The organism is Herminiimonas fonticola (assembly GCF_040395855.1).
GTDB classification, from domain to species: domain Bacteria; phylum Pseudomonadota; class Gammaproteobacteria; order Burkholderiales; family Burkholderiaceae_D; genus Oxalicibacterium; species Oxalicibacterium fonticola_A.
The window spans coordinates 22,829-34,848 of the sequence record NZ_JBEBPO010000017.1 but is presented as its reverse complement, the minus strand read 5'-3'; the positions used below and the strand labels follow the sequence as shown (position 1 = coordinate 34,848).

At 54.7% G+C, this 12,020-nt stretch carries 12 protein-coding genes; 11 read left to right on the top strand and 1 reads right to left on the bottom strand.

The annotated features are described in order from the left end of the window. From ABWP27_RS04190 to rlmD, 6 genes are all read left to right on the top strand, one after another. The coding region (locus ABWP27_RS04190) for an ATP-dependent DNA helicase (RefSeq protein WP_353153782.1) at positions 1-1,017 on the top strand (1,017 nt) is incomplete at its 5' end. A gap of 90 nt (positions 1,018-1,107) precedes the next feature. Continuing rightward, entirely contained in the window at positions 1,108-1,845 is a 738-nt protein-coding gene (gene surE, locus ABWP27_RS04185; RefSeq protein ID WP_353153779.1) for a 5'/3'-nucleotidase SurE, read from the top strand. Continuing rightward, positions 1,842-2,726 (top strand): protein-L-isoaspartate(D-aspartate) O-methyltransferase, encoded by an 885-nt coding sequence (locus tag ABWP27_RS04180; protein ID WP_353153777.1) that lies wholly within the window; start codon positions 1,842-1,844, stop codon positions 2,724-2,726. The genes surE and ABWP27_RS04180 overlap by 4 nt, the downstream gene beginning before the upstream one ends. Positions 2,727-2,770: 44 nt before the next feature. Beyond that, on the top strand, positions 2,771-3,676 hold the full coding sequence (locus tag ABWP27_RS04175) for a peptidoglycan DD-metalloendopeptidase family protein (RefSeq protein WP_353153774.1): 906 nt from the start codon (positions 2,771-2,773) through the stop codon (positions 3,674-3,676). Between the two features lie 3 nt (positions 3,677-3,679). Beyond that, positions 3,680-4,714: an RNA polymerase sigma factor RpoS gene (rpoS, locus tag ABWP27_RS04170; protein ID WP_353153771.1), complete on the top strand. Its 1,035-nt coding sequence runs from the start codon at positions 3,680-3,682 to the stop codon at positions 4,712-4,714. 126 nt (positions 4,715-4,840) lie between these two features. Beyond that, a complete protein-coding gene (rlmD, locus tag ABWP27_RS04165; RefSeq protein ID WP_353153768.1) occupies positions 4,841-6,214 on the top strand; it encodes a 23S rRNA (uracil(1939)-C(5))-methyltransferase RlmD in 1,374 nt (457 codons plus the stop codon). 84 nt (positions 6,215-6,298) lie between these two features. On the opposite strand, the gene ABWP27_RS04160 is transcribed toward rlmD, so the two are convergent. Beyond that, positions 6,299-6,988, bottom strand: a complete 690-nt coding sequence (locus ABWP27_RS04160; RefSeq protein WP_353153766.1) for a Bax inhibitor-1/YccA family protein — start codon at positions 6,986-6,988, stop codon at positions 6,299-6,301. 207 nt (positions 6,989-7,195) lie between these two features. Here ABWP27_RS04160 and ndk point away from each other — a divergent pair, with 207 nt between their 5' ends. The 5 genes from ndk to ispG are packed head-to-tail and all read left to right on the top strand — an operon-like array spanning position 7,196 to position 11,983. Beyond that, positions 7,196-7,621, top strand: coding sequence for a nucleoside-diphosphate kinase (gene ndk, locus ABWP27_RS04155; protein WP_353153763.1), 426 nt, complete (start codon positions 7,196-7,198; stop codon positions 7,619-7,621). Between the two features lie 59 nt (positions 7,622-7,680). Beyond that, positions 7,681-8,841, top strand: a complete 1,161-nt coding sequence (gene rlmN, locus ABWP27_RS04150; protein ID WP_353153760.1) for a dual-specificity RNA methyltransferase RlmN — start codon at positions 7,681-7,683, stop codon at positions 8,839-8,841. Then, entirely contained in the window at positions 8,841-9,638 is a 798-nt protein-coding gene (gene pilW / locus ABWP27_RS04145) for a type IV pilus biogenesis/stability protein PilW (protein ID WP_353153785.1), read from the top strand. Before rlmN ends, pilW begins: the two co-directional genes overlap by 1 nt. Further along, complete coding sequence (locus ABWP27_RS04140; protein WP_353153758.1) at positions 9,631-10,707, top strand: helix-turn-helix domain-containing protein; 1,077 nt, start codon at positions 9,631-9,633, stop codon at positions 10,705-10,707. The genes pilW and ABWP27_RS04140 overlap by 8 nt, the downstream gene beginning before the upstream one ends. Positions 10,708-10,714: 7 nt before the next feature. Beyond that, the gene (gene ispG / locus ABWP27_RS04135; RefSeq protein WP_353153755.1) at positions 10,715-11,983 is read left to right on the top strand and encodes a flavodoxin-dependent (E)-4-hydroxy-3-methylbut-2-enyl-diphosphate synthase; all 1,269 of its coding nucleotides are present in this window, start codon (positions 10,715-10,717) and stop codon (positions 11,981-11,983) included. Positions 11,984-12,020: the final 37 nt, after the last annotated feature.

The window sequence follows — 12,020 nt, the reverse complement described above, 5'->3', positions numbered from 1 at the left end:
GAACTGGACGGCATGATTTCGGTTCTGCAAAAGCAGGCCGAACGGGCTGAAACGATAGAGCAGTGCCGGGTGCGCGGAATTGAAATTGCCACCAGGCTGGATGCATGGAACAAGCCCAAGGGCGAGGTGATCATCGGACAGGAAAGCGTGCTGTGGGTAGAGGCGTTTTCATCATCACTGCAGCTGCACCAGACGCCGCTGTCGATTGCGCCTATTTTCAACAAGCAGCGTGAAGGCGTACCGCGCACATGGATTTTCACTTCTGCCACGCTGGCGGTGAAAAACGATTTCAATCACTACAGTGCGCAAATGGGTTTGTGGGACGAGCCGGCGCATTCCTGGCCCAGTCCTTTCGATTACGATAGCCAGGGTTTGCTGTATGTGCCGACCGGCCTGCCGCAGCCGAATTCGCCTGACTATACCGATGCCGTCATCGATGCGGCGCTGCCGGTAATAGAAGCGGCAGGCGGTGGCGCATTTTTTCTGTGCACGACGATACGCGCGGTCAATCGTACCGCAGAACGTTTGCGCGAAGAATTCGAGCGGCGCAAACTGCCATTCCCGCTGATGGTGCAGGGCGAAGCCGGACGTACAGAATTGCTGGATCGTTTTCGTGCGGCCGGCAATGCGGTATTGATTGGCAGCCAGAGTTTCTGGGAAGGTGTCGATGTGCGCGGGGACGCACTGTCGGTGGTCATCATCGATAAATTGCCGTTTTCGCCTCCTGACGATCCGGTGCTGGCAGCGCGCATCGAGGCGCTGGAACGCAAGGGTATGAACGGCTTCATGCATCACCAGTTGCCGGCTGCGATTATCAATCTGAAGCAGGGTGCCGGCCGCCTGATTCGGGATGAGACGGATCGCGGCGTGCTGATGATTTGCGATCCGCGTCTGATCGCCAAGCCCTACGGCAAGCGCATCTGGCAAAGCCTGCCGCCGTTCAAGCGCACGCGCGAACTGGATGTGGTGCGCACATTTCTTGCGTCGATGGACAATGAGTTGGATGTTGCAGAATAAATTGACACATGACTCTGCACGTTTTTCCGGTGCTTGAGCGGACATGAAAGCTGGTTCGGAAAGCAGTATTGCTTCAGGTAAAATTCACCCATGAAAATTCTTATCAGTAACGATGACGGTTATCTTGCGCCGGGACTCATGGCACTGGCCGACGCGCTGGCGCCGATCGCCGATATTGTCGTTGTGGCGCCCGACAGCAATCGCTCCGGCAGTTCCAATTCGCTGACGCTGGACCGGCCTCTATCGGTCTATCAGGCGTCCAACGGTTTCTATTTTATTAATGGCACGCCATCCGATTGCGTCCATATTGCGCTGACCGGCATCATGAGTTTCCGGCCCGACCTGATCGTTTCCGGTATCAATCAGGGGCAAAACATGGGCGATGACACGCTCTATTCCGGCACGGTAGCGGCGGCAACCGAGGGTCATTTGTTCGGTATTCCGGCAATTGCGTTTTCACAGCTCGACAAGGGATGGGCCGAGCTCAAATCGGCAGCACGGGTAGCGCGCGATCTTGTCGAGCGTCGTTTCGATAGTTTGTCCGAAAATTTCCTGCTCAACGTCAATATTCCCAATTTGCCTTATGAACAGTTGAAACCTGCGGTCGCCACGCGTCTGGGCCGGCGTCATCAGTCGGAAGCCGTGATCAAGGCACAGGATCCGCATGGTCGCGATATCTACTGGATAGGTCCGTGCGGCGGACAAAAGGATGCCGGCGAGGGTACCGATTTTCATGCCACGGCCCTGGGACATGTATCGATCACACCCTTGCAGATAGACCTGACGCAAAATACGCAACTGGCGGCCCTGAAGAAGATGCTGGCATGACGGACAAGACCAAGCGTTTTCCATTGTCGCTTTCTTCTATTTCGGAGAAGGCACCGCGCAACGGTGCGCGCAGCGATCCCCAGCGCGTTGCAGGTAAAACCGCTACGCCGCAAACGGCGACATTGAATGCATCCCGGCATGGAAAAATTCAAGTGCCGGCAACGCGGCAGCAGGAAGTGCCGCACAAGCTTGCCGCACCGGCTGCGGCGCATGCAACATCGTCACGTAGCACGCCGCTGGTGTCGGATGCGATACGCAAGGCCATGACGGCGCGCGTGGCCAAACAAGGGGTCACGGACAGCAAGGTGCTGGCGGCGATGGAAGCGGTGCCGCGTCATTTGTTCATGGAGCCGGCGCTGGCCAGTCAGGCTTATATCGATGCTTCGTTGCCAATTGGTTATCACCAGACGATCTCGCAGCCGTATATCGTGGCAAGAATGATTGAAGTCATGCGGAACAATAACAATGCCGGCGTACTCAATCGTGTGCTGGAAATCGGTACCGGTTGCGGTTATCAGGCGGCGGTGCTGTCGCTGGTGGCCAAGGAAGTCTATTCCATCGAGCGCATCAAGGGTTTGCACGAATTGGCGAAATCCAACTTGCGGCCCATGCGTGTGGCAAATATCCGCTTGCATTACGGAGATGGTATGCTTGGCCTGCCTCAGGCGGGGCCGTTTGATGGCATTATTTTGGCCGCCGCCGGACTGGAAGTGCCGCAGGCCTTGCTGGAACAAATGACAATAGGCGGACGGCTGGTTGCCCCGGTTGGCGACCGTCATCAGGTCCTGCAATTGATAGAGCGCGTCAGCAAATTTGAATGGAAGAGTTCGACCCTGGAGGATTGCCATTTTGTGCCGCTCCGTCCGGGTACTGTAACTTGAGCGCAACGAACAAACACCGCTGTAGATAATTGAACGTAAAGAGAATGAAAAAATTTCGAATCACATTGCTGGTATTGCTGGTCGGCTCGCTTGCCGCCTGCGGCACCACGCATCGCGCCGCACCTGTCACAGAACGAACGATAGGCGGTACCGGCACGGCAAAAAGTGCAACAGACGACCGGAATTTTTATACAGTCAAAAAGGGCGATACCTTGTATCGCATCGCGCTGGATTTTGGACAAAGCTATAGCGAACTCGTAACCTGGAACAAGCTGGCCAATCCAAACGACATCAAGGTCGATCAGGTGCTGCGCGTTGCGCCGCCCGATGCACCCGTCGTACGCAGCGGCGGTGCGCAAACCGGTGCAGTGGCGACCGCATCCGGTACCGAGGCGCGTTCCCTTTCCGCACCGGCGGGCAGCACGGCAGGTAATAAAACCAGTCCGCGCGGCGAAAAACGCCCTTATTCCGATAGCACGCTGGCTGAAATGCAAAAGTCGGAAGGCAACGCGGCAAGTACGCCGCCAAAGGCAGTGGCATCGAGCGACAAGCCGGCAGAGGCTCCTGCCGCTGCTACGGAGGACGAAACCGTGTCGTGGATGTGGCCAGCAGAAGGCAAGCTCGTTGCCACCTTTGACGATAATAAAAAAGGCATCGATATCGCCGGCAAGTCGGGACAGCAGGTGCTGGCAGCCGGTGCGGGCAAGGTCATGTATGCAGGTAGCGGGATTCGCGGCTACGGCAATCTGGTCATCGTCAAGCATACGAGCACCCTGTTATCTGCCTATGCGCATAACAAGGCGATTCATGTGAAAGAAGGCCAGAGCGTCAGCAAAGGACAAAAAATTGCAGATATGGGCGATTCCGATGCCGATACCGTTAAGCTGCATTTTGAAATTCGCCAGCAAGGCAAGCCGGTCGATCCTTCCAAATTCTTACCCAGTCGCTAGCTAATGAACCGCAATCGAAACGCTCAGGTAGACGATGAAGAAGGCGCGGAAACTGCGCCTACTGAGCTATTGTTTCAGCCTGATGATGAAGAAAAAACGGACGACGCCGATCAGGAAGGCGATACGGTCGAGTCGCATGAGCCGGTAGAAGCGGTTGAAGTTGCCGGCATTGATGAACTGAAAAAAGTTCTCTCCAGCGAACTTTCCACCGATGCAACACAGCATTACCTGAACCAGATTGGTGCTCGTCCCCTGTTGACGGTGGCGGAAGAAGTGCATTTTGCCACGCTGGCCAAGCAGGGTGATTTTGCAGCGCGCCAGAAGATGATCGAACACAATCTGCGCCTGGTAGTGTCGATTGCCAAGCACTACATCAATCGCGGCGTGGTTCTGCTCGACCTGATCGAAGAAGGCAATCTGGGTTTGATGCGGGCGATCGACAAATTCGAACCGGAACGCGGATTTCGCTTTTCAACCTACGCTACCTGGTGGATACGCCAGAGCATAGAGCGCGCAATCATGAATCAGGCGCGTACTGTGCGCTTGCCGGTGCATGTGGTGCGCGAATTGAACCAGACTCTGCGCGCCAAATTTCATCTTGAGGCACAGCATCACGACGGCAAGGATGCGACGGCAGAAGATATCGCTCATCTGGTCGAACGCAGTGTCGAGGATGTGCAGGATATCCTCGCGCTGTCTGAACATGCCAGTTCGCTGGATGCGCCGCTGGATGGCGATCCGCAGTCCAGCCTGATGGATTTGCTGCAGGGCGATCATACGAATGATCCGGATGTACTGGCCGAGCACCAGGAAATGATCGTGCTGGTGCGTGACTGGCTGGATAAACTGTCAGACAAGCAGCGTCTGGTCATCACGCGTCGCTTCGGTCTGGATAACGACGATCCGGCCACTCTGGAAGAGCTGGCGACAGAAATGCATGTCACGCGCGAACGGGTGCGGCAAATCCAGCAGGAAGCGCTGGTCAAGCTGAAGCGTTCGTTGACCAGAACTGGCGTGGACAAAGACTCTTTGCTATAGCCGGACTGACGCACTGCAGCGCATGCTGTCCGCGTAGGTGCGCAGTTTGCTATCATCCGGTTCTTTTGATTTCACCTTCTTCTTTAACACCAGCCGTTCCCGGCAGGCTCACCTGATTCAACTCCTATGCAGCAAACAATTATCGATATCGAATCCCTCGACATGGAAGCGCGAGGCGTAGGCCATCTGCAGAATGAAGACGGTACGCAGGGTAAAGTGATTTTCGTCGAAGGTGCCTTGCCTAAAGAACGCGTCGTTTATTCTTCCTATCGCAAGAAAGCGAACTGGGAAGCGGCGAAAATGATGTCCGTGATCAAGGAATCGTCGCTGCGCACCAAACCTAAATGCAGCTATTTCGGCATTTGCGGCGGTTGCTCGATGCAGCATCTTGAGGCTGGTGCGCAAGTTGCGCTGAAGCAGCGCATCCTCGAGGATAATCTGAAGCATATCGGTAAGGTCAGGGCAGAAACCATGCTGCGCCCGATCCACGGGCCGACTTGGGGTTATCGCTATCGGGCGCGGATATCGGTGCGCAATGTGCCGAAAAAGGGTGGGGTACTGGTCGGTTTCCACGAAAGAAAATCGTCTTTTATTACCGATATGAAAACCTGCGAAATACTGCCGGCAAACGTATCGGCGATGCTGGTGCCTTTGCGTCACCTGGTTGCATCGCTCTCCATCATCGATCATCTGCCGCAAATTGAATTGGCCATTGGCCAGGGCGAACAAGACAAAATTACCGCGATGGTGTTGCGCATCATGGCTCCCTTGTCGGCCGAGGATGAAGTCAAGCTCAAGGCATTTGCCGATGAATACAAGGTGCAATGGTGGTTGCAGCCAGCCGGCCCGGATAGCGCCTATCAGTTCTATCCGACGGATAACAAGCTGCATTACTCTTTGCCTGAGTTCGGTGTGAAGATGCCGTTCAAGCCGACTGATTTTACGCAGGTGAATCACCAAATCAACCGGGTGCTGGTAGCACGTGCCTTGCGCCTGCTGGATGCGCAAGCAGCGGACCGGGTTGCCGATCTGTTTTGCGGTTTGGGCAATTTCACGCTACCGATTGCAACGCAGGCGCGCGAGGTGGTCGGCATTGAGGGCAGCACCACGCTGACTGAACGTGCGCTGGAAAATGCCGTGGCCAATGGACTGGATGCCAAAACCACCTTTTATTCACGCAACCTGTTTGAAGCGAAAACGGATGATTTCATCGCGTTGGGTAAATTCGATCGCATGTTGATCGATCCGCCGCGCGATGGTGCGCTGGCAGTATGCGAAGCCCTGGCCGGCCTGAGCGCCGTGCAGCCGGATTTGCTGCCGAGTCGTATCGTCTATGTTTCATGCAATCCATCGACGCTGGCGCGTGATGCAGCGGTGCTGGTGAATGAAGGGCCGTATGTACTGAAAAATGCAGGCGTGGTGAATATGTTTCCGCATACCTCGCATGTGGAATCGATGGCGGTTTTCGAATTGAAGGAAACGGTGGGCCAAGCAGGCTGAGCAAAGATTGGACCGGCCATTTTCCATAATGCTCACGAATAAAAAAGCCGACTCGTAAGTCGGCTTTTTTGTGTGCGTCCGATATCAGTCGCGTTCGCCGCCGAAAATCCCCAGCAGGGAGAGCAGGTTGGCAAAAATGTTATACACGCTCAGGTAGATACCCAGTGTCGCCGTGACGTAATTGGTTTCGCCGCCATTGATGATGCGCTGTACATCGTACAGAATGAAGGCCGAGAATATGCCGATGGCGACGACCGAGATCGTCAGTTGCAGTGCCGGCAACTGCAGCCAGATATTGGCGATGGCCGCCACGATGATCACCAGTACGCCCATGAACAGCCATTTTCCCAGGCCCGAAAAATCGCGCTTGGAAACGGTGGCAACCGTGGCCATTACACCCAGGATGGCTGCCGTACCGCCAAAAGCGGTCATGATCAGCGAGGTGCCGTTTGCAAAGCCGAGTATATGGCCGATCAGGCGCGACAGCATCAAGCCCATGAAAAAGGTGAAGCCGAGCAAAAGCGCTACGCCCAAGCCTGAATTCTTGAATTTTTCAATGGCGTAGAAAAAGCCGAAGGCTATGGCCAGGAAAACCATCATGCCCATGAAAGGGCTGGCGGCGAAGAATGCAAATTTGAATTGCACGCCCAGCCAGGCACCCAGCACAGTGGGAATCATCGATAACGCAAGCAGCCAGTACGTATTGCGCAGCACACGATGTCTGGTTGACGCAATGTCATAGGTGGACCCGTAGGTCTGTTGTAGATTGCTCATGTTTCCTCCAGTTAATATCAAGCTCGAGTTGTTGCCAAGCAGGTTCTTGACATGGGCATAGTATAAACGCTTCTGTTCTTAACGCTATCTTCACATAAAAACCAGTGTTTCTGCTCGAAGAGAAGGGCACTTTCATGTTAGAATTAAAGGTTAGTTGAAATATCAGATTTTTGTCTTAACCCTTTCATTTTATTGGAGTTTTTTCAGATGGCAATCGAACGCACCCTGTCGATTATTAAACCCGACGCAGTCGCTAAAAACGTAATCGGTCAGATTTATTCCCGTTTCGAAGGCGCTGGCCTGAAAATCATCGCTGCTCGCATGGCGCAATTGTCGCGCGCTGACGCAGAAGGTTTCTATGCTGTTCACAGCGCACGTCCTTTCTTCAAGGATCTGGTCGATTTCATGATTTCCGGTCCTGTGATGATTCAGGTTCTGGAAGGCGAAAATGCAATCGCCAAGCACCGCGACCTGATGGGCGCAACCGATCCTAAGAAAGCTGAAAAAGGTACGATTCGCGCCGATTTCGCTGATTCGATCGACGCTAATGCCGTGCACGGCTCCGATGCAGAAGAAACAGCGAAAGTTGAAATCGCTTACTACTTCCCTGCATTGAACGTGTATTCGCGTTAATTTGGAATTGCCGTTCTGCGCAGGTTTGTACCTGTGACTGAATGGCTTGAAATGGCTTTATGACGACGACTCTCACCAATCTGCTGGATCTGGATCCTGCACAACTCATCGCTTATTGCGGCGAGTTGGGTGAGAAGCCGTTTCGTGCCAAGCAATTGCAGCGCTGGATACATCAATTCGGCGCCAGTGATTTCGACGCGATGACGGATCTGGCCAAGTCGCTGCGCGACAAGCTGAAGACGCGCGCGATGATTGCCGCACCTGGCGTCATTTCCGATCACACCTCTTCCGACGGCACGCGCAAGTGGCTGATCGATGTGGGGCAGGGTAATGCAGTCGAGACTGTCTTTATTCCCGAAGAAAACCGCGGCACCTTGTGCATTTCGACACAAGCGGGTTGTGCGGTAAATTGCCGGTTTTGTTCAACCGGAAAACAAGGTTTTAACCGCAATCTGTCAGTGGGCGAAATTATCGGTCAGCTGTGGATGGCGGAATTTGAATTGCGCAGAACCAAGGGGATTGAACCTGGCCCGAAAGGCGAGCGCCAGATCACCAATGTGGTGATGATGGGCATGGGCGAACCTTTGCTGAATTACGAACCGACCGTTACCGCTCTCAAGCTGATGCTGGACGATAACGCTTATGGCTTGTCGCGTCGCCGCGTAACGCTATCGACCAGTGGCGTGGTGCCTATGATAGACAAGCTGTCACAGGATTGCGCAGTGGCGCTGGCGGTTTCGCTGCATGCGTCGAACGATGCCTTGCGCGACGGCCTGGTACCTTTGAACAAGAAATATCCGTTGCAGGAATTGATGGCGGCGTGCAAGCGCTATCTCGAATTCGCGCCACGTGATTTTGTGACCTTTGAATATTGCATGCTGGATGGCGTCAACGACAGCGATCAGCATGCGCGTGAATTGCTGGCACTGGTTCGCGATGTGCCGTGCAAATTCAATCTGATTCCCTTCAATCCGTTTCCGGAATCCGGTTTGACGCGCTCCAATAATCCGCGCATCAAGGCATTTGCCCAGGTGCTGATGGATGGCGGACTGGTGACGACGATACGCAAGACGCGCGGCGATGATATCGACGCTGCATGCGGTCAGTTGGCGGGCGAGGTGCAGGATCGTACGAGAGTGCAGGACCGCATGAAAAAAATGGCCGAGTATCAAGAGAAATTCGGCAAGAATTTTGGACGTATTGTGGAGATTCCATCTTGATGACAGCGCGCCGATTTACCTGGTTTGGAACTTCGCTTTTGTGTGCAGCCCTGTTGGCGGGATGTGCATCCAGCCCCGCAGTCAAACAGGATGGCGAGCTGGCGACCAGTTCAGACAGGACCGATCGGCAAAAGCGTGCGGGGATTCGCCTGCAACTGGCGATCGGCTATTACCAGCAAGGGCAGATGAGTATTGCGCTGGATGAAATCAAGCTCGCCTTGCAAACCGATTCCGAGTTTGCCGATGCCTATAGCATGGCCGGCTTGATTTACATGGATATGGGTGAGACACGGCTGGCGGAAGAAAACTTTACGCGCGCGATCCGCCTGGCGCCGAACGATCCGGATTTAAGTAATAACTACGGTTGGTTTCTGTGCCAGAACGGCCGCGCCAGCCAATCGATTGCCTATTTTGAGGCGGCCCTTCGCAACAAGGCGTATCAGTCGCCTGCCAAGGCTTTGAATAATGCCGGAACGTGCAGTCTGATCCTGAAGGATGCTGTCGCAGCGGAGCGCTATTTTAACGAAGCATTCCGTTACGAGCCGGGCAATGCGACGACGAATACCAATCTGGCGCGCATGAATTACGAGCGCGGTGATTTCGAGCGTGCGCGCTTTTACATCGCACGTGTCACCAAAGCCGATGTGCTGAGTGCAGAAGTGTTGTGGCTGGCAGTCAAGATTGAACGCAAGATAGGTGATCGGGCGGCAGAAACCAGTTATGCGACGCAGTTGCGTCGCCGTTACCCGAACTCAAATGAATTTGCGGCTTATCAGCGTGGAGCCTTTAATGAATGACGATGTGCCTGTGAATGAAACGACAAATAACGTGTCCGCCGAACCTGTTGCGGAAAGCGTGAATGAGACAGTTGAACCGATGGTGTCGGCAGGAGCGCAGCTTGCCGCCTTGCGTGAGGCACGCGGCTGGACTACGGTACAGATTGCCGGTCAATTGAATCTTGCAAATCGGCAGATTCAGGCGCTGGAAGCCGACAATTATGCAGCTTTGCCGGGCATGGTGATTGTGCGCGGTTTTATCCGCGCTTATGCAAAAGTATTGCAGGCTGATCCTGCGCCTATATTGGCTGCAGTGATTGACGATACGGTGGCACCACCTGTGCTGCTGCCGGAACGCAATACGCTTTCTGCATCGTTTTCCGAAACCAGACTGTCGTCTCCTGGTTCGCGCGGCTTGTCGTCCAAGAGCGTGATGGGTGTGGCTGCTGTGGTGGTGATAGGCGTGTTGTTGTTCGCCGGTCAACGCATGGGCTGGCTGCCTGAGGGAGCGTCGTCTGTATCCTCTACTGCGGAAGAAAAAGTAACGTCAGCCGAGCCTGTCGAAACGGTGGTTGAAGTACCAGAAACACCGTCTGAAGCAGTAGATGCGCCGGCTGGTGCAAATGAAACTGCTCAATCAGCACCCCCAGTGGCAGCAAAGTCTCCGGTGGTAACACCTGCGCCGGTAGTTGCGGCAGTCAAGCCGGTGGCGGCACTGCCTGTACCTGCTGCTCCGACGCCAGTGCCAGTGTTGACGCCTGCACCGACTCCAGCGGCTTCGACTTCTGTCTCTGCAGCTGCGCCGTCGGCGAACAAGGTGGCGACACCAGCCGTTGCAGTTCCGGTTAATAGTAAGGATGCGCTGGCAATTAAAGTACGTGAGGATTCCTGGGTTGAGATCAAACGTGCCGATAACAGCATTGTGCTTTCGCGGTTGCTGAAAGCTGGTTCATCCGAGGTCGTTGAAGTGACCGGGCCGGTGTCCATGGTGATCGGTAATGCCGCCGGTGTTGATGTAACTTTGCGCGGTGCACCGGTTGATATTGTCGCAGGCAATACCAGCAACGTTGCCCGCTTGAATTTGAAATAGATTACGTATGTCGTCATCCGATCCGATTGCCACTGGCCCTTTTTCGCGGCGTAAAAGCCGCCTGGCCGTTGTCAGCTATGGTGGACGCGAAATCCGCATAGGTGGCGATGCGCCGGTCGTCGTGCAATCGATGACCAATACCGATACCGCCGATGTGATCGGTACTGCGATCCAGATCAAGGAACTGGCCCGCGCCGGTTCGGAACTGGTGCGCATCACGGTGAATACGCCGGAAGCCGCCGCCGCCGTGCCGGCAATTTGCGAGCAACTCGACAAGATGGATATCGTCGTGCCGCTGGTCGGTGATTTTCATTACAACGGCCACAAGCTGTTGAACGATTATCCGGATTGCGCAAAGGCGCTGGCCAAATACCGCATTAATCCGGGCAATGTAGGCAAAGGCAACAAGCGCGATACGCAATTCGCGCAGATGATAGAAACGGCCTGCCGTTTCGACAAGCCGGTACGCATAGGTGTGAACTGGGGCAGCCTGGATCAGGAACTGCTGGCGCGCATCATGGATGAAAATGCAGCGCGCGCGAATCCGTGGACGTCGCAGGCGGTCATGTATGAAGCACTGGTCACCTCGGCAATCGAAAACGCAATGCGTGCCGAAGAAGTGGGCCTGGCTGGTGATCGAATCATCCTGTCGTGCAAGGTATCCGGCGTGCAGGATTTGATCGCGGTCTATCGCGAACTGGCGCGTCGTTGCGACTATCCGCTGCATCTGGGATTGACTGAAGCGGGCATGGGCAGCAAAGGCATCGTTGCCTCGACTGCTGCACTGTCGGTGTTGCTGCAGGAAGGCATAGGCGACACGATCCGTATTTCGCTGACGCCGGAGCCGGGCGGCGATCGCACCAGGGAAGTCATTGTCGGGCAGGAAATTCTGCAAACCATGGGCTTGCGTAAATTTACGCCTATGGTGATTGCGTGCCCTGGTTGTGGTCGCACCACTTCCACCGTATTTCAGGAATTGGCTGATGGCATTCAAACGTATTTGCGTGATCAGATGCCTGTATGGAAAAAACAGTATCCGGGTGTGGAAGCGATGAACGTTGCGGTGATGGGTTGCATCGTCAATGGCCCGGGCGAATCGAAACACGCGAACATCGGTATCAGTTTGCCGGGGACCGGCGAATCGCCGGCGGCGCCGGTATTTGTCGATGGCGAAAAAACAGTCACGCTGCGTGGCGACAATATCGCCGCAGAATTTCATGCGATTGTGCTGGATTACGTCAAGACACGTTACGGTAAAGAAAATAGTCCAGCTTAGTAGTGCTGTGCGCTAAGTAAAAAACATCAGGCAGCAT

Bases quoted from the DNA above. Each gene is read 5' to 3' on its own strand.
- surE (WP_353153779.1), top strand. From the start codon at position 1,108: ATGAAAATTCTTATCAGTAACGATGACGGTTATCTTGCGCCGGGACTC.
- ABWP27_RS04180 (WP_353153777.1), top strand. From the start codon at position 1,842: ATGACGGACAAGACCAAGCGTTTTCCATTGTCGCTTTCTTCTATTTCG.
- ABWP27_RS04175 (WP_353153774.1), top strand. From the start codon at position 2,771: ATGAAAAAATTTCGAATCACATTGCTGGTATTGCTGGTCGGCTCGCTT.
- rpoS (WP_353153771.1), top strand. From the start codon at position 3,680: ATGAACCGCAATCGAAACGCTCAGGTAGACGATGAAGAAGGCGCGGAA.
- rlmD (WP_353153768.1), top strand. From the start codon at position 4,841: ATGCAGCAAACAATTATCGATATCGAATCCCTCGACATGGAAGCGCGA.
- ABWP27_RS04160 (WP_353153766.1), bottom strand. From the start codon at position 6,988: ATGAGCAATCTACAACAGACCTACGGGTCCACCTATGACATTGCGTCA.
- ndk (WP_353153763.1), top strand. From the start codon at position 7,196: ATGGCAATCGAACGCACCCTGTCGATTATTAAACCCGACGCAGTCGCT.
- rlmN (WP_353153760.1), top strand. From the start codon at position 7,681: ATGACGACGACTCTCACCAATCTGCTGGATCTGGATCCTGCACAACTC.
- pilW (WP_353153785.1), top strand. From the start codon at position 8,841: ATGACAGCGCGCCGATTTACCTGGTTTGGAACTTCGCTTTTGTGTGCA.
- ABWP27_RS04140 (WP_353153758.1), top strand. From the start codon at position 9,631: ATGAATGACGATGTGCCTGTGAATGAAACGACAAATAACGTGTCCGCC.
- ispG (WP_353153755.1), top strand. From the start codon at position 10,715: ATGTCGTCATCCGATCCGATTGCCACTGGCCCTTTTTCGCGGCGTAAA.